Origin of the sequence: Undibacterium sp. TJN19, assembly GCF_049339485.1 — a bacterium.
Taxonomy (GTDB): domain Bacteria; phylum Pseudomonadota; class Gammaproteobacteria; order Burkholderiales; family Burkholderiaceae_D; genus Undibacterium.
The window spans coordinates 575,568-592,323 of sequence record NZ_JBMPPL010000002.1; the positions used below are offsets into that span (position 1 = coordinate 575,568).

The following is a 16,756-nucleotide window of genomic DNA, read 5'->3' on the forward strand; positions in this document are numbered from 1 at the left end:
TCTTCAGTCCGTAGATAATTCCTGTATGCGCTGATCCGCCACGGCAGCAACAAAATCCTGTGCCTGCCCTTTGCCCGGGATGTGAATGTCTTTCGCCAGTTGCAATAAGGGCAGCAGCACAAAGGCGCGCTCTGTCATGCGTGGATGAGGCACTTGCAGGTCGTCGTTGACGATGACATGAGAACCGTACAGCAGCAGATCCAGGTCCAGGGTGCGTGGGGCATTGCGGTAAGGGCGCTCGCGGCCATGCGCCAGCTCCACAGCTTGCAGGTGTTGCAGCAAGGCCGTGGCACTCAATGTCGTTTCCAGTTCTGCGACGGCATTCACATAGTCATCGCCAGATGAATCTACCGGCGCGCTGCCAAACAGCGACGATTGTGCTACCAGATGGGTGTCAGGTAATTGTCCGAGAGCGGCGATGGCCTGTGCCACCGTCGCGCTGGCATCGCCCAGATTGGCACCGATACCGATAAAAACTTGCGTGCTCATTCAGCAGCGGCAGCTTTACGTGGGGCACGGCGGCGTGGGCGGCGTTTCTTGACGCTGGCTTCGGCAACGGTGGCCTTGGGTTTGGTATTGATCAGGCGGTCACGTTCTTCGCCATCGCCATTGATGAAGCCTGTCCACCATTCGCCGAGATCGGCATCGATTTCACCAGACGCGCAACGCAATAACAGGAAATCATAACCAGCGCGCAGGCGTGGATGTTCAAGCAATTTATACGGTGTCTTGCCTATGCGTTTTTCAAAGCGTGGCTGCATGGCCCAGATGTCACGCATGTCAGAACCGATCTTGCGCTGTATCGACAAGGCATCGGTCTGCGTATTCAAGACATCATCAGCAGCCAGGTGCAGGGCAGGGATGGGGAATTCACCGGCGGCTTTATAGGCTTCCCATTTTTCTACCACCTGGTGCCACAGCAGTGATGCAAACAAAAAGCCTGGTGAGACGGGCTTGCCTTGCTGTACGCGTTCATCGGTATTGGCCAAGGCCAGGGTGACGAATTTTTCGCCCAGCGGTTGTTCCAGCACCACGTCGAGTAAAGGCATCAGGCCGTGATGCAGGCCTTCTTTGCGCAACTGTTGCAGACAGGCCAGCGCATGGCCGCTGGTCAGCAGCTTGAGCATTTCATCGAATACCCTGGCAGCCGGTACATTATTGATCAGCGGTGCCATGACGGCGATCGGTGCACGGGTTGCGGCATCGATGGTAAATTGCAATTTGGCGGCAAAACGTACGACGCGCAGCATGCGTACCGGGTCTTCGCGGTAACGTGCTTCCGGCACACCGATGATGCGCAGGGTTTTTTTCTTGATGTCTTTCATGCCACCGTGATAATCAAGCACGGTTTGTGTGGCCGGGTCGTAATACATGGCGTTGACGGTAAAGTCACGACGGACAGCATCTTCATGTTGTTCACCAAAGGTGTTGTCGCGCAATACGCGGCCATGTTCATCCTTGGGCGCACCATCCGTGGCAGAACCGCGGAAAGTCGTGACTTCCAGCAAATCTTGCCCAAACATCACATGCACGATCTGGAAACGCTTGCCAATGATGAAGGCACGGCGGAACAGGCGCTTGACCTGTTCAGGCGTGGCATTGGTGGCAATGTCGAAATCTTTTGGCTTCACGCCTGTGAGCAGGTCACGCACGGCACCACCCACCAGAAAGGCTTTGAAGCCATTATCTTGCAGGGTCTGGGTGACGCGTATTGCATTTGCCGATACCAGCGCAGGATCTATGTTGTGGTCTTTTGGACCCAATACATCAGGCTTGCGGTTGGCTGTGCCAGATTCAGTAGCGTTTTTGACGCCCAGTATTTTGCGGATAAATTTCTTAATCATTGCTTGTCGAACAGGTAAAGTTGAGGCCATCCGCGCGCCAGCGCATGTGCACTGAGCTTGGCGTTGGGATTGGTAGCGACCGGGTGAGTAACGTGTTCCAGTAAAGGAATATCGTTTTGGGAATCGCTATAAAAATGACTGCTTCCGAAATGGCTTAGTTGCAGTTCTTGTTGGTCTAGCCAGTTTTGCAAATGGATGACCTTGCCCGCGCCCGAACTGGGCACGCCCAGCAGTTTGCCGGTGATATTGCCATGTTGATCCAGCTCAGGTTCTGCCGCCATCAGGTGTGGTACACCCAGCGCCTTCGCGATGGGGGCAGTCACAAAACGGTTGGTCGCGGTGATGATGGCGACCAGGTCGTCCTGGTCCTGATGCTTCTTGAGTAGCTCATGCGCTGCTGGCATCAGCACAGGCTGTATGACTTCGTGCATGAATTGCGCATGCATGTCATCCAGCTTTGCCCTGGGAAACTGCGCCAGCGTGCCGAGCGCAAATTCCAGGTATTCGACCGGGTCCAGCGTACCGGCCTGGTACTGGGCAAAAAAATCGGCATTGCGACGGGCAAATTCATCGGCATCGACTGCACCAATGCGACACAGAAACTGTCCCCATTCATAATCAGAATCAATGGGGATCAGGGTATGATCAAGATCAAATAAGGCGATATTACGCATGCGGGTCGTTGTCATATAGTCAGGCTTGCTGTTGCAGCATCAGTTCGCGCAGCAAGGGCAAGGTAATGGGCCGCTTGGTTTCCAGTGAATAATGGTCAAGCTGGTCTAGCATATCGGATAATGAACTCATGTCGCGGCGGCAATGGGTAATCAGATAGGGTAACACGCCCGCCGACAATTGAATCCCCCTGGCGTGCGCGGCCCTTTCCAGTGCATCAATTTTATCTTCATCTGTCAGGCCATGTACCTGATAAATCAGGCCCCAGCCAAAGCGGGTGCGTAAATCGTCTCGTACGTTCAGGATCATGGGTGGGTGGTTGCCTGCGGCCACCAGAAAGCCGCCATGCGCGCGTGCTTCATTGAATAAATTGAACGCAGCAATCTGGTTCAATGGCGGCAGGCGGTCACAATCATCAAGCAAGTACAGGCTGACGCCCTCATTAAAATCAAAGCTGCTTTCCGGCGCATCTGCGGGGATATAACGTGCCGAATCATTATCGGCCAACGCATGCAGCAGATGGGTTTTGCCCGCACCGGTTTCACCCCATAGATAGACAGAACGTTCGCCATACTGGCTGGTCACGCGCTGTGAAAACAGGGATAGCAATTGCGCCAGTTCGGCATTCTGGCCGACCACAAAGGTATCAAGGGACGGCAGTTTTTGCCCATCCAGATCCAGTAATAATTGCCTCATGACTGACGATAAAAAGGGCTGTTGAGATAAGACGCGCGCAAATGCTTGACCGCGACCGAAACGATGGCCGACGCCGGTAACGCGATCAGGATGCCAATAAAACCAAACAATTGCCCGAAAGCCATCAGGGCGAAAATGACAGTCAATGGGTGCAGGCCTATGCGTTCACCCACCAAGCGCGGTGTCAGGTAAAACGATTCCAGCAGCTGGCCTATGCCATAAATGATGGCAACTGACAGCAAGCCGCTGAAGCCATCAAATTGCAGTATCGCACCAATCAGCGCCAATACAAGGCCCAGGCCATAACCAAGATAAGGGATAAATACCAGAAAACCAGTGATGATGCCGACCGGCAGGGCAAGTTCGAAACGGGCAATGCTGAGCGCAACGGAGTAATACACCGCCAGCACGATCATCACCAGTATTTGCCCGCGCAGGTATTGCGCCAGGATGTCATCGACTTCTGCGACACCGCTGGCAGTACCGCGCACCCAGCGACGCGGGATGAAATTGCCCAGGCGATGGATCAGCGAATGCCAGTCTAGCAACAAATAAAACAGTACGATGGGAATCAGTAGTAAATTGGCAACCATGCCCAGCAAGGCAGTGCCACCTACACGTATCGAAGACAGGACAGCCTTGCCGATGACATCACCACTGCTGGCCATTTGTTCAGACAATAAGGTCTTGATGCCGGCACTGTCCAGTCTTACCTTGATGCCAAATTCTGACAGCATTGGTGCCAGTGTGGTATCCAGTTTGTCAAAAAAACGCGGGATCTGGTCTTGCAGTTGCGGGATTTCTTTTTGCAAAATCGGTGTCATGATCAGTATCATCGCCAATACCGCAGCGATTAAAACCACAATAACCAGCGTTGCCGCAACCGAGCGCGGGATATAAAACCTGCGCACACGCAAGGCACACAGTTTATCTACCCAGGGGTTGAGCACATAGGCCAGAATACTGGCAACGATGAAGGGCATCAGGACCGGCCCCAGCAGTGACAACAAGAGCAGCAGGGCAAATGCCAGGGCCAGCCACAACATGGATTGTTTTTGCTCCGACGTAAAAGAAAATGGCATTTTTATCGCTGATTAAAATTGAGTTAAAGTTAAGTTAACGTTCAGTTGGTGTTCAATTAATGTTCAATTAGTGGTCAAAGAGCTATCAAATTTTCAGCCTGACCCAAAAAACAGCGTTTTTGCGGTTAATTTGCGCGGTCAATTTGTTAAAATAGCGGTTTTGCCGGACTTTTCTGGCAATTTCCCTATTTTACCGCCTCCTGCCCCTATTGCCGAATATCATGAGCACTTCTACCCCTGTTTCACTCTCTTACGCCGACGCTGGTGTCGATATGGTCGCTGGCGATGCGCTGGTTGATGCCATCAAACCTTTTGCAAAAAGGACCATGCGCGAAGGCGTCATGGCAGGCATAGGCGGTTTTGGCGCCATGTTTGAAGTCAGCAAAAAGTACAAAGAACCTGTTCTGGTATCCGGTACTGACGGTGTTGGCACCAAGCTGAAATTGGCTTTCCACCTCAACAAGCATGACACGGTTGGCATTGATCTGGTCGCCATGAGCGTCAATGACATTTTGGTACAGGGGGCAGAGCCATTGTTCTTCCTCGACTATTTTGCCTGCGGCAAGCTCGATGTGGCAACGGCCACCGACGTCATCAAAGGCGTGGCCTTTGGTTGCGAACAGGCGGGTTGCGCCCTGATCGGTGGCGAAACGGCTGAAATGCCTTCCATGTACCCTGAAGGCGAATATGACCTGGCCGGCTTTGCCGTTGGCGCGGTAGAAAAATCCAAAATCATTGATGGCAGCAAGATCAAGCCGGGCGATGTCATTCTTGGCCTGGCGTCTTCGGGCATCCATTCCAACGGGTTTTCACTGGTGCGCAAGATTATCGAAGTGGCCCAGCCAGACCTGAGTGCTGATTTCCATGGCCGCAGCCTGGGCGACACACTAATGGCACCGACCCGTATCTACGTCAAACCCTTGCTGGCACTGATGGAATCGCTGGAAGTCAAAGGCATGGCCCACATCACCGGTGGTGGCCTGGTCGAAAACGTCCCACGTGTATTGGGCGACAAGCTGACTGCCATCCTGCATAAAGATGCCTGGACCATGCCACCGCTGTTCACGTGGCTGCAACAGCATGGTGGCGTGGCTGACGCAGAAATGCACCGCGTATTCAACTGCGGCATAGGCATGGTCGTTATTGTGGCTGCTGAGCTGGCGGATGCTGCCATTGCCCAACTGACTGCTGCTGGCGAAACCGTTTCCCGCATTGGCGAAATCCGTGCGCGTGAAGGTGATGAGCATCAGACGATTGTTGTGTGATCGTTGCATATTGCTGATATCAAAAACGGAACCGTCAAGGTTCCGTTTTTGTTTCAACCGTCGAACTGAGTACTTTCGTGTCGTTGCCATCAATCGAATTTGCCTGGATATCTGAAAGGGCGGATTGGGCGCCCTGAAAGCCCTTGTCCGGGCAATGCATCCCGCTGTATCAGCAAGTCAAATCTCCCTGCCTCAACATCAGCACGTCTGAAGCAGTCATAGTCGCATCACTTATATCCTTGCTAGTTAAAACAGCTTCGTGCGAGTAGTGACGACTGTTAGAATTTGCTGGCAGCCCAGACATGCTTTAGCGATGCGTTACCGGCAAATTAATGCGCTTTGCTGTCCGGGCTTGCACCTCCTTATTCCTTGGTCATTTGCTTATGCATTGCTTTAGCATGCGCCAGACGATGTGGGGTACAAGTAAGCCATTTTTTTAAATGCGTTTCTAGCTGCTGGCGTTCATGTCTATGGTGAGGTTTTTCCAGAGCTTGGTGATGCTGCCTGATGTCTCGTCCGACCATCAGGCAGTGGTGATAAAAACAATCATTTATCTTTATTGCCAAATAATAATCCTGTATATTCGTTAGCAAAATTCCCCGTACGACCTCCCTCCAGAAAGGATACCTGTATGCACCCTGCATTGCGTAGTTCTTTGTTTCTGCTGGCTTTGATCGGTGGCCATGCTGCTGCCACCACACATTCTCTGGGCATAGAACGCAAGCAATATGGCGAGTCGATTGCCTATGACATGAATGCAGCGGGGCAGGTTGCAGCGGTGATCAAGGAAAAAGATGGCACCCCCCATGCCGTCTTTTTTGAAAAAGGCAAACTGGTCAAGCTGGAAATGCCAGGCGAAACCGAGAGTGAAGCCAAGCGCATCAATGACAAGGGTGAGGTGGTCGGCTCTTCAAAGAAAGGTGATGCCTGGAGAGCCTTCATCCGTAATCGTGAGCATGGTGTGCAGGACCTGGGCACCCTCGGTGGCCCCAGCAGTTACGGTGCAGCGCTCAACAATGCCGGTCTGGCGGTAGGGTTTGCCGATACGCCCAACCGTGACTGGCATGCTTTCCTTTACACACCTGGCGAAGCACTGAAAGATCTGGGCACGCTCGGTGGTAAAGTCAGCTATGCCAGCGGCATCAATAATCTGGGGCAAGTGGTTGGCACCGCAACGACGGAAGACGGTTATCGTCATGCCTTTTTATACAATGACGCGACTGGCATGAGCGATCTGGGCACGCTCGGTGGTCGCTATAGTTCGGCAACCGCAATCAATGGCAAAGGGGCCGTCGTTGGTACATCGGAAATGAAAGATCGGCGCTGGCATGCTTTCGTTCATGATGGGGCGAAGATGATAGACCTGGGCGACAAAATCGGTTTTGGCGACAGCTTTGCTACCGGTATCAATAATGAAGGCCATGTGGTCGGTGTAGTGGATACGCTCGATATGCGCCTGTCCTTTGTCTGGCGCGATAACAAGATGGTACTGCACCCCAGTGGTAAAAGCCTGTACCTGACCAATGCCATCAACAACGCCGGGCAAGTGATTGGTGCCAGTTATGATCGTGGCTTGAATGCAGCCACCATGCCTTCCAACTCTCTCCCTTTTGTTGACCTTGGGGGCACCAAGATCCTGGGTTTCAATATACTTGTCGTCTTGCTGGCGTTGACACTTGCCATTTTCCGCAAGCGTCTCAAGGGCCTGTTTTTCGAGAGCAGATTACACTTCAGGCCATGAGCTTGCCGGGAAGCCAGTAAGCCTATTCATGAATGAGGCTGGCAAAATACAAAGCCAGCACGAAGAAAAAGCGAGCATCATGATGCTCGCTTTTTCTTTGCCTGTTACCTTAAACCGGGCTTAACTTACCTTGACTGTGCATTCACAGATCTCAGCAATTTGATGCTCTGCCACGGACGCATGTCCTTGTCGCGTATCGGGTTGCTGAGTGCAGGCGGTGGCGCCGGGCTGAATGAACTTGCCGGGCAGGCACCTGTGCGCGCATAGGTCAATGCTGCAGACAGGCGTGATTCAGCAGTGTTGCCCAGATCATGGTTAAGATCATCTGACACCGTACAGGCTGGTGTAAAGCCGTTCGTGTAGTCGCCTTTGCCTACGGCATTCACACCGGCAAACTGAATGGCAAAATATGCCGTATTGCAGTTATTGGTTTGTCTGAAACCATACGGTTTGCCGCAACTGGTGTTGCCGATCAGGATGACTTGCATGAACGGTGTCAGGCCGTTGATGATGGATTCGCTGGCTGAACAGGTGCCGCTACCGGTCAGCACGAATACGCGTGGCAGATTCAGTTTGGGCAAGGGCCGGTAATAATTATCCGTGTCTGAAAAAGTCGATGTGTTATCGGCTGTTTCATCTGCATGCTTGTCATTGAACTGCAATTGCTCAAAGACCTGGTTGGAGACCTTGCTGCCACCTATCATCGACGCCAGCTCATTGGCGATGTACAGATATCCACCGCCGTTGTAACGCAAATCCAGTACCAGTTCATCTATCCCCGCTTGCTGGAAACTGCGCATGCTGCTGACCAGCGGTGCTTCAGCCGTGCGGATATGGTCGGTGAACACCATGTAGCCGATTTTCTTGCCGTTGACGTTCAGCACCTGGTTTTGCAGCACGGGCGCGGTGGTGACGGTTTTCGCCGTCATGGTGACGACACGGCTGGCGATGGCACCGGTATCCTGCACTTCGAAGCTATGCGTTTCTGATTTTAACGGGTACAGCGCATAGTATTGCGGGTCTTCGATATACGATCCCAGACCGACACCATCGACGCTGATGATCGTGGTGCCTCGCTTGAGCTGTGCGATATCTGCGGGTGAACCCGGCTGCACATAACGTATGCGTATCTTGCTGCCTTCACGCACCAGGTTATAACCATAATTGACGTCTTCACCAGACTGGAAGTAATCGTCGATACTGCCTTGTTCTGACGTAAAGCTGAAACGATCCTTGGATTTGACGATCAGTGCCTGGAAATAATCCTGTGGCGTGCTGTACTGTGTCGGTGGCACATTGATAATGTCGTGGTACCACAAATAGACATCATCCAGATGGGCGCGTACCCAGCTTTTTTCGCCAGTTGGTGTACAAATGTTTGCCAGGCTGTCAGGTGAGCCATAGGACGAAATGATCTGGTTAAACGGATTGCCGCTGACCCCGATGAGGCTCAGTGCGGCTGCCGTTGAGGTGCTGGTGACTGCGCTGTCAATCGCCATCGTTTTGGTGATATTGTCGTTCAGCGTCAGGTAACTGAGGCCTTGCTGAACGGCGAAATAATTCGCCACATCCAGCTTGTTGTTGAGCAGTTTGGTGACCCAGCCCCAGGTCGGGTCATTGGCATAATCACGCGCAGCCACCAGGATGGCCCGGACGATGCTGCCTTTGGGGGCACCATTTCTTAACTGGCTGGACCAGTATTCAATTTCCGCCGCATTGGGGGCGGTGTCGCCGCTCCTGCCCAGGACGTTTTTATAAATGATGCGGATGAAGTCATCATTACCCATGCTGGCCGAATAACCAGTCAGTGTCGGGGATTGCAAGGCGACCAGGTAAAAACTGTCAGCAATCTGTGCTTCGGTCATACCCCCTTTGAGCTGGTCTATCCAGTAAGACAGGCCGTCGGCATCGGGCACACGGTTGAAAAACGCCACATACAGGTCCAGCAAATTGTTCAGACTGGTGGTAGAGAGGGAATTGGCTTTGTCGCCAATAGCCAGATTGACCCTGAAGTCGGAAAATTGCAGAACACTGACGCTTGCCGGTACGGTGACTGTGCCCGCGGTACTGACCGTATCCGTTACGGTGTAAGATGAGCTGAGGCGTGTGATCGTATAGTTCTGGCGCTTGCCAGTGAAACTCATGACACCTGCTGAGACCGGCGCTGCCTGCGGTGGTGCAGCTTGCACGGCACCAGTGGAATTCTCAGCCTGTTTATCATTCTGGTTACTGCCACCACAAGCTACCAGTACGAGAGGTAACAGGGCGCTTGCAGTGAGGGCAAACAGATTTTTATGGCCTTGCTTAAAACTCAACATGGTGATTCCACATTCCGTGTAGGAAAGACGATTCTAGAATAAATAAGTAGAATGTCAATTTGAATTGAAAAATTTTGTTAAAACAGATTTTCCTGAATCATATCTTACTCTGCTTCACTCTCACTATATGACAACACGCTGCAATTGGGCTAATAACTCTAATCTCTTATATCTGGCCTATCACGATCATGAATGGGGTGTGCCATGCCATGACGAACGACAATTGTTTGAAATGCTGAACCTGGAAGGTGCACAAGCTGGGCTGAGCTGGGAAACCATCCTCAACAAACGTGAAAATTACCGCCTTGCCTTTGACAACTGGGATGCCCAAAAAGTTGCCGGCTATGATGCAGAAAAAGTGGCCGAACTGCTGGCCAACCCCGGCATCGTCAGAAACCGGCTGAAAGTGGCGGCGGCGATCACCAATGCCAAGGCTTACTTGAAATTGTGTGAAGAAAAGGGCAGTCTGGATGCCTACCTGTGGGCATACGTTGATGGCAAGCCGATTATCAATCATGGCGAACGCATCATCACGACAGAATTGTCCGACCGTATTTCCAAAGACTTGCTCAAGCGCGGCTTCAAATTTGTCGGCTCCACCATTATCTATGCCTACATGCAGGCGATAGGCATGGTCAATGACCATGCTGCTACCTGTGAATGGCGCCATCAGGCAAAGAAGCCAACAGGCAAGTCCGCAAAAGCCGGGGCTAAAGGCAGCTAGCCCATTCCTGTTGAGGCGATGTGCTCTCGCCAGAAACGACAGAAATGACAGACTGACAGGCATTGCGCCTCTCAACGTGCATTAACAGGTCATGCACGTTGACAGCCTTACACCTGTAAATCGCCTGCCATGACCATGCCTGTGTTGCCAGTCAGTTTGACAATGATGTCGCCAGCGTTGACGGTCGAGCCAGTCATATGTTCGTACACATACGACCCGGCGGCGGCACCGGAAGCGACGTTGACCATGAATGCCTTGTAGTCATTGTTGGTGAGCGCACCAGCGCCATTGGCGATATTGGCCGCCAGGCTGTTGAAGTCGGATGTGCTGATGTTGATGGTTCCCATCGATGATGCATTGGCGCCAGTATGTAACGTCTCCCTGCCGCTGCTGGCCTTGAAATTGTCGATGGTGATCAGTTTGCTCGTGATATTGCCCAGGGTAGAGTTCGTTACCGAGATGTTTTCCCTGGCATTGCCCAGGGCAGGCAACTGAATGGTGACCAGCCCGGCACTACCGTTAATGTTGATGTTGCCTATGCCGGTCGTGCTGACAAGAACATTGCCTGAACCTGAAAGCGTGATCGTATTGGTTCCGTATCCCAACAGGGCAAGTTCTGTGGCATGGCTTGCGCTGGTATTGAGGGTGAGCGAACGAGAATTGTTCATGTAGATGACCACGTCGCCTGCCCCTGTGGTTTCACTGATGGTAGTGTCTGCATCGCCCACACTGATCATGATGGCAGTATCCGGGCTCAATGTCAGGTTTTCTGCTGCGGACAGCGATACCCAGGAAAAATTCTTCAACATTGCCGCGCCCAGGCTGACTGACCCTGCATCAGAAATATTGAGTTTATTGCCGAAGGGGCCGGTGGTCCTGTCAACCTTGGTGCTCACTCTGGCATGATCAAGATCAAAAGTGGCGCCTGCCAGGTTGGCATGGGTGGTATTGATATCCACATAATCGCTACTTTTCGATAACTGCCTGACCACCTGATTTGGTGCACCCAGGGTCACGCCCGCACCATTGGAATTGTAGAGATTGATCGTCTGTGCAATATTTCCCAGGCGGATGGAATCCGATGCCTTATAGTCGTTGATGGTGCTGAACTGATTCAGGAACGGGTCAGTAACGCTCAACTGAAGTTCTCCACTTAACAAATTCAGGGTGGAGATACCTGTCACGATAGCCGGGTGAACCGCATTGCTGAGATGCGAGGTGATGCTCAATACGTCCGTACCGCCATTGCCCTTGATGGAAGTGCCACTCGCCAGCAGGGTCTCGTTTGTCGCGATGAAATTGTCGTTACCACTTGTTCCCAAATTTGCCACACCGGGTTTGACTACAAAGGATAAAGACGCGGGGTCGGGCATGGCTGAGAAGGTGGCATCCATTTTTGCCAGGGCGGCTGCGCCCGAGGACGTATCGATAACGCTGGCCAGCCAGGTCTTCGTCAAATCAAACGCGTTGCCATTGCTTTGGCTATACGTTGCCTGCAAAGATGTGTTCGTTGCCATTTTGCCTGTAAAACCGTTGGCAGCGGCGAGCTTGGCTGCCACGATCAGGCCATCTTTGCCGACCGCGCCACCAAGGATAGCAATGGCGACCTGACCGATAGTGAAGGTGCCATTGTCGATTTGTCCTATCCAGTAAGCCAGCCCGTCCGGGTCCGCGTCGTGGTTGAACAGGTTTTTAAACAGGGTGTTGACAGTCTGTTTCGTCGAGAAACCTGAAAAAATGCTTGCGTACTCAACTTGTTTTGAAAACGACTGGGCAATTTGCACTGATGTCAGGTTCAGCTGGGCACCAGAGGTCCAGTAAGCCAGTCCGGCGACATCGGCAGGGCGGTTGAAATAGGCGATGTAAAGATTCTGGATATCGTTGACGCTTGCCATTGGGAATTCTTGATAAAAAATACAATTAAAGTAAGGGCAACACTGATTTGCTTCAGGGGTACACGGGATGAGTTATTGCATCACAACGAAATGCATCAGGCTGGCATGCTTCAGGCATGCACATTCGCCCGTGCAGGGCTTGTAAACTCAGGACATCATTGTTTTTACAGCAAGCATGTACAGCGCCGGATTATACTGCTTCGCAGATCGTTGTCCAGTTGTGTGCATGCAGGCCGACGGGTCTGCTCAGGCCTGCTTGTTATTGCTCGGCTGTTGGGCCAGTGATTGCAGGGGGGAGGGGGCGAGTCTGGCTTCGCGCAATTGCGCCGGTACTTCCACGCGCACAGGTTTGCTATGCATATTGGTGGCAGACAGGACATTGCCATTGATTTCAGGGCTGGCGTTCCATACCGGGGCATCAATGCTCTCGAATACGGTCTTGAGCAAGCTGCCCCAGGTATTGCGTATCATCTGGAAATACTGGTTTTTCTCATCAATCGTGACGAAATGGGTGACAGCCAGCTTGCCGTCTTCATAGACCAGCAAATCCAGCGGCAAACCAACAGACACGTTCGAACGCAAGGTCGAATCCATGGAGATCAATGCGCATTTGGCGGCTTCATCCAGCGGCGTCGTCGGTGTGACAACACGGTCTATGATGGGTTTGCCATATTTGGCTTCGCCGATCTGGAAATACGTATTTTCGTTGTGTGATTCGATGAAGTTACCGGCAGAATAAATCTGGAACAGGCGGCAACGCTCGCCCTTGATTTGTCCACCAAAGATCAGGCTGACATTGAAGTCGATACCAAATTCGGCCAGGGCTTTGGCATCCCGATTATGCACAGTCCGCACTGCTTCACCGACAATACGTGCAGCTTCATACATGCTGGGAACGGTCCAGATGGTGTTGCCATTCGCATCCATATACTCTGACACCAGTTGCCGTATCGATTGCGAAATGGACAAATTGCCAGCAGTCATCAGCACCATGGTGCGGTCACCGGGGTTTTCAAATACCGACATTTTGCGGAAGGTGCCGACCTGGTCAACACCTGCATTCGTGCGTGAGTCAGAAAGAAACACAAGCCCGGCGTCAAGCCGCATGCCAACACAGTAAGTCATAGAGCGAACAATTTTGTGAAACGAAGTGAGGATTTTACCTTATTCCTGTCACGCAATTGTCATCTTGGCGTAACTTGTACATCAACACTCAGGGTTTCTGTACCGCCACCGCGCCGTACGCCTCGTACCGGTGCGGCAGAATCATAATCCCGGCCTATAGCCAATCGACAATAAGCATCCGTCATCAGGCAGGCGTGGGTGACATCAATGCTGACCCAGCCCGTGTAATCGCTGTCTTCCACCCAGACATCGACCCAGGCATGGCTTTCGGCATGGCTGGTTGATTCGGGATCAATATAGCCAGAAACATATCTTGCCGGAATGCCACGTGCATGACAGCAAGCCAGGAAGAGATGGGCATGGTCCTGGCACACTCCGCGCCCCAGTTGCAGCGCGTCACTGGCGCTGGTCGTGACGATGGTTGCACCAGTTTGGTATTCAACCGCACCACGGATGTGCGCGGCCAGATTTAACAGTGCGCTTGTGCTGGTCTTGCCCACATCGGGCAAATGGGCGTGGGCAAAGTCGAGGATTGCCCGTGTTGGTTCAGTCAGCCTGGTGGGCACGGTGAACACCAGTGGTGAAAAAGTATCCTTGTCGGTGATGCGCCCCTGGTAAGGCATGCCTGATTCAACCAGGCCTTCTGCAATGATGGCGACTTCATCATGTGGCCCGGTAATGGTCAGCATGTGCGACTGGTTGCCATAAGCATCTGTATAGGGATGGCGGATACCGGCGACCTTGATTTGCCATGAAATGGCATGCTGCAAGATCTCGGCGCGTGGTGTCAGGCGCAACTGCTGTATCGTATAGGTCAGCGGTGCAGAGTAACGGTAAATCGTCTGATGGCGTATGAAAAGTTGCATAATAGTTTATGTTTGTTTTAAGCCGCCAAAGGAACCAGAAAATCGCGGCTGACACGATTACCCAGCTCGAATATGTTTTCCAGAAACCTGGTCAGTGTATCGTGCAGGCCATCGGCCAGTATTTCTTCAATATGGGCAAATTTGAGTTCTGCATGCAGTTTGCCAGCCAGTCGTTCTGTGTCGGCAGAGACATCGTTGCGCACTTCTTTCAGGTTGGCAACCACCTCATCCATACAGGCCAGCAAGGAACGCGGCATGTCACCACGTAGCATCAATAATTCGGCCACGCGTTCTGGCGTGATGACATCACGATACACTTTGCGATAGATCTCAAAGCCAGAGACAGAACGCAACAGCGCTGCCCAGTAATAAAATTCTCTTTGCACACTATCATTGCTGCCCTGGCTTTCCTTGGCACCGTGAAACTTCACGTCAAGAATACGGGCCGTATTGTCTGCACGCTCAATAAAGGTGCCCAGGCGGATAAAGTGAACGGCTTCATCCCGCAGCATGGTGCCCAGCGTCACGCCGCGTGACAGGTGCGAACGGTATTTGACCCATTCAAAGAACTGGCTGGGGTCGTTTTCCAGCAGGCTGTGGGACAGTTTTTCTTCCATATCCAGCCAGGTGGCATTCTGGGTTTCCCATACTTCGGTGGTCAGCGTGCCGCGTACGGCACGGGCATTTTCGCGTGCTTCTTTCAGGCAGGATGCGATCGAAGACGGGTTCATCGGGTCCCTGACCATGAAGTCGAGTACATCCTTTTTGGTCAGCAAACCATATTGATGGTCAAAGGCAGATTGCAATTCTGATATGCCCAGCATGGCGCGCCAGCCTTGCTCTGCATCTTCGGCAGACTGTGGCAGCATCGTGGTCTGGATATTGACGTCCAGCATGCGGGCTGTGTTTTCGGCGCGTTCGGTGTAACGCGCCATCCAGAACAAATGATCGGCAGTACGGCTTAACATGGTCTTTCTCCTTCAATCTTCAGTGCTTTTTGTAAAAACAAACCGGTCAGGCTGGCCTTGTACTGGCATGCGATGCACGGGTGACAAGACTTGAAGCCTCAGTTTTTTCAAAAAGCGATTAATTTTCCAGTATCCAGGTGTCTTTGGTACCACCACCCTGTGATGAATTCACCACCAGCGAGCCTTCTTGCAGCGCGACACGTGTCAGGCCGCCCGGCACCATGGAAATGGTTTTGCCAGACAAGACAAAGGGGCGCAGATCAATATGCCTTGGGGCGATACCACTTTCGACAAACGTCGGGCAGGCAGACAGTGCCAGGGTAGGCTGGGCAATATATCCGTCTGGTTTTGCCAGGAGGCGCTGGCGGAAATCTTCTATCTGCTGTTTGCTTGATGCTGGGCCAACCAGCATGCCATAGCCACCTGCGCCATGTACTTCCTTGACAACCAGTTCAGACAGGTTTGCCAATGTGTATGACAGGTCTTCAGCCTTGCGGCACTGGTAAGTCGGCACATTGTTCAGGATAGGTTCTTCCGTCAGGTAGAACTTGATCATGTCAGGCACGAAAGGGTAAATTGATTTATCGTCAGCCACACCCGTGCCTATGGCGTTGGCCAGCGTGACGCGACCAGCGCGGTACACCGACAGCAAGCCAGGCACACCGAGTGAAGAATCGGGGCGGAAAGCCAGCGGGTCCATGAAGTCATCATCAATACGGCGGTAAATCACATCAACACGTTTGGGGCCGCGCGTGGTGCGCATGAATACCGCATTGTCATTGACGAATAAATCCTGCCCTTCCACCAGTTCCACACCCATTTGCTGTGCCAGGAAAGCATGTTCGAAATAGGCCGAGTTGTACATGCCCGGCGTCATCACGACGACAGTCGGGTCATCCACACCCATGGGTGCGACGGAGCGCAGGTTATCGAGCAGCATGTCGGGGTAATGGTCAACCGGGGCGATCTTGTTACGTGCAAACAGCTCGGGGAACAGCCGCATCATCATCTTGCGGTCTTCCAGCATGTAAGACACGCCGGACGGCACGCGCAAATTGTCTTCCAGTACATAAAACTCACCCTGGCCGGCGCGCACGATATCGACCCCGGCAATGTGGGCGTAGATGTCAGATGCCACCGAAATACCCTGCATTTCTGGCCGGTACTGGGCGTTTTTGTAGATTTGTTCTGCCGGGATGATGCCGGCCTTGATGATGTTCTGGTCATGATAGATATCATGGATGAACATATTCAGTGCCTGCACACGCTGTACCAGTCCTTTTTGCAGATGTGACCATTCGCTGGCTGGGATAATGCGCGGGATGATATCGAAAGGGATCAGGCGTTCTGTACCGGCATCGTCGCCATAAACAGCGAAGGTGATACCGACACGCCGGAAGCTGAGGTCAGCTTCAGCGCGTTTGCGCTGTAGTGTTTCTGCTGACTGCTGCCCCAGCCAGTTGCAAAATTCACGATAATGCTCTCGTGTATCAACAGTGTTGCCGGGCGTACCGGCATATTCGGCCGCCATTTCATTGAAAAATTTTGCCATGTTCAAGT

General features: G+C 52.5%; 14 protein-coding genes. 3 read left to right on the forward strand and 11 right to left on the reverse strand.

Annotated features, from left to right (window positions below; genetic code table 11):
• Window positions 1-3: 3 nt before the first annotated feature.
• The 5 genes from folK to ACO0LH_RS10880 are packed head-to-tail and all read right to left on the reverse strand — an operon-like array spanning window position 4 to window position 4,294.
• Window positions 4-489 carry a 2-amino-4-hydroxy-6-hydroxymethyldihydropteridine diphosphokinase gene (folK, locus tag ACO0LH_RS10860; protein ID WP_422941087.1) on the reverse strand — a complete coding sequence of 162 codons (486 nt, stop codon included), beginning with the start codon at window positions 487-489 and terminating at the stop codon, window positions 4-6.
• A complete protein-coding gene (gene pcnB / locus ACO0LH_RS10865) occupies window positions 486-1,844 on the reverse strand; it encodes a polynucleotide adenylyltransferase PcnB (RefSeq protein WP_422941088.1) in 1,359 nt (452 codons plus the stop codon). Before pcnB ends, folK begins: the two co-directional genes overlap by 4 nt.
• Window positions 1,841-2,518: an HAD family hydrolase gene (locus ACO0LH_RS10870; protein ID WP_422941175.1), complete on the reverse strand. Its 678-nt coding sequence runs from the start codon at window positions 2,516-2,518 to the stop codon at window positions 1,841-1,843. The genes pcnB and ACO0LH_RS10870 overlap by 4 nt, the downstream gene beginning before the upstream one ends.
• 19 nt (window positions 2,519-2,537) lie before the next feature.
• Window positions 2,538-3,212, reverse strand: a complete 675-nt coding sequence (gene hda / locus ACO0LH_RS10875; protein WP_422941089.1) for a DnaA regulatory inactivator Hda — start codon at window positions 3,210-3,212, stop codon at window positions 2,538-2,540.
• Window positions 3,209-4,294, reverse strand: coding sequence for an AI-2E family transporter (locus ACO0LH_RS10880; RefSeq protein WP_422941090.1), 1,086 nt, complete (start codon window positions 4,292-4,294; stop codon window positions 3,209-3,211). Before ACO0LH_RS10880 ends, hda begins: the two co-directional genes overlap by 4 nt.
• Window positions 4,295-4,515: 221 nt before the next feature.
• Between ACO0LH_RS10880 and purM the strand changes: the two genes are divergently transcribed.
• Together purM and ACO0LH_RS10890 are read left to right on the forward strand one after the other, a co-directional pair.
• Window positions 4,516-5,559: a phosphoribosylformylglycinamidine cyclo-ligase gene (gene purM / locus ACO0LH_RS10885; protein WP_422941091.1), complete on the forward strand. Its 1,044-nt coding sequence runs from the start codon at window positions 4,516-4,518 to the stop codon at window positions 5,557-5,559.
• Between the two features lie 631 nt (window positions 5,560-6,190).
• Complete coding sequence (locus tag ACO0LH_RS10890) at window positions 6,191-7,300, forward strand: HAF repeat-containing protein (protein ID WP_422941092.1); 1,110 nt, start codon at window positions 6,191-6,193, stop codon at window positions 7,298-7,300.
• Window positions 7,301-7,425: 125 nt separating this feature from the next.
• Here the strand turns inward: ACO0LH_RS10890 and ACO0LH_RS10895 are convergent, their stop codons facing one another.
• Entirely contained in the window at window positions 7,426-9,618 is a 2,193-nt protein-coding gene (locus ACO0LH_RS10895) for a DUF4214 domain-containing protein (protein WP_422941093.1), read from the reverse strand.
• 127 nt (window positions 9,619-9,745) lie between these two features.
• On the opposite strand from ACO0LH_RS10895, the gene ACO0LH_RS10900 reads away from it, so the two are divergent.
• Window positions 9,746-10,342: a DNA-3-methyladenine glycosylase I gene (locus ACO0LH_RS10900; protein ID WP_422941094.1), complete on the forward strand. Its 597-nt coding sequence runs from the start codon at window positions 9,746-9,748 to the stop codon at window positions 10,340-10,342.
• Between the two features lie 107 nt (window positions 10,343-10,449).
• Here the strand turns inward: ACO0LH_RS10900 and ACO0LH_RS10905 are convergent, their stop codons facing one another.
• The 5 genes from ACO0LH_RS10905 to ACO0LH_RS10925 form a co-directional block, all read right to left on the reverse strand.
• A complete protein-coding gene (locus tag ACO0LH_RS10905; protein WP_422941095.1) occupies window positions 10,450-12,237 on the reverse strand; it encodes a DUF4214 domain-containing protein in 1,788 nt (595 codons plus the stop codon).
• A 246-nt stretch (window positions 12,238-12,483) separates the two neighbouring features.
• On the reverse strand, window positions 12,484-13,362 hold the full coding sequence (locus tag ACO0LH_RS10910; RefSeq protein ID WP_422941096.1) for a peptidase: 879 nt from the start codon (window positions 13,360-13,362) through the stop codon (window positions 12,484-12,486).
• A gap of 59 nt (window positions 13,363-13,421) precedes the next feature.
• Window positions 13,422-14,228, reverse strand: a complete 807-nt coding sequence (locus ACO0LH_RS10915; protein ID WP_422941097.1) for a transglutaminase family protein — start codon at window positions 14,226-14,228, stop codon at window positions 13,422-13,424.
• Between the two features lie 17 nt (window positions 14,229-14,245).
• A complete protein-coding gene (locus ACO0LH_RS10920; protein WP_422941098.1) occupies window positions 14,246-15,196 on the reverse strand; it encodes an alpha-E domain-containing protein in 951 nt (316 codons plus the stop codon).
• 118 nt (window positions 15,197-15,314) lie between these two features.
• Entirely contained in the window at window positions 15,315-16,748 is a 1,434-nt protein-coding gene (locus ACO0LH_RS10925; protein WP_422941099.1) for a circularly permuted type 2 ATP-grasp protein, read from the reverse strand.
• Between the last annotated feature and the right edge of the window lie 8 nt (window positions 16,749-16,756).

What these genes read in the sequence shown, in the direction of transcription:
- ACO0LH_RS10870 (WP_422941175.1), bottom strand. Translation starts at nt 2,518, where the DNA reads ATGCGTAATATCGCCTTATTTGATCTTGATCATACCCTGATCCCCATT.
- ACO0LH_RS10880 (WP_422941090.1), bottom strand. Translation starts at nt 4,294, where the DNA reads ATGCCATTTTCTTTTACGTCGGAGCAAAAACAATCCATGTTGTGGCTG.
- ACO0LH_RS10920 (WP_422941098.1), bottom strand. Translation starts at nt 15,196, where the DNA reads ATGTTAAGCCGTACTGCCGATCATTTGTTCTGGATGGCGCGTTACACC.
- ACO0LH_RS10900 (WP_422941094.1), top strand. Translation starts at nt 9,746, where the DNA reads ATGACAACACGCTGCAATTGGGCTAATAACTCTAATCTCTTATATCTG.
- ACO0LH_RS10910 (WP_422941096.1), bottom strand. Translation starts at nt 13,362, where the DNA reads ATGACTTACTGTGTTGGCATGCGGCTTGACGCCGGGCTTGTGTTTCTT.
- hda (WP_422941089.1), bottom strand. Translation starts at nt 3,212, where the DNA reads ATGAGGCAATTATTACTGGATCTGGATGGGCAAAAACTGCCGTCCCTT.
- ACO0LH_RS10890 (WP_422941092.1), top strand. Translation starts at nt 6,191, where the DNA reads ATGCACCCTGCATTGCGTAGTTCTTTGTTTCTGCTGGCTTTGATCGGT.
- purM (WP_422941091.1), top strand. Translation starts at nt 4,516, where the DNA reads ATGAGCACTTCTACCCCTGTTTCACTCTCTTACGCCGACGCTGGTGTC.
- ACO0LH_RS10915 (WP_422941097.1), bottom strand. Translation starts at nt 14,228, where the DNA reads ATGCAACTTTTCATACGCCATCAGACGATTTACCGTTACTCTGCACCG.
- ACO0LH_RS10925 (WP_422941099.1), bottom strand. Translation starts at nt 16,748, where the DNA reads ATGGCAAAATTTTTCAATGAAATGGCGGCCGAATATGCCGGTACGCCC.
- ACO0LH_RS10905 (WP_422941095.1), bottom strand. Translation starts at nt 12,237, where the DNA reads ATGGCAAGCGTCAACGATATCCAGAATCTTTACATCGCCTATTTCAAC.
- ACO0LH_RS10895 (WP_422941093.1), bottom strand. Translation starts at nt 9,618, where the DNA reads ATGTTGAGTTTTAAGCAAGGCCATAAAAATCTGTTTGCCCTCACTGCA.
- pcnB (WP_422941088.1), bottom strand. Translation starts at nt 1,844, where the DNA reads ATGATTAAGAAATTTATCCGCAAAATACTGGGCGTCAAAAACGCTACT.
- folK (WP_422941087.1), bottom strand. Translation starts at nt 489, where the DNA reads ATGAGCACGCAAGTTTTTATCGGTATCGGTGCCAATCTGGGCGATGCC.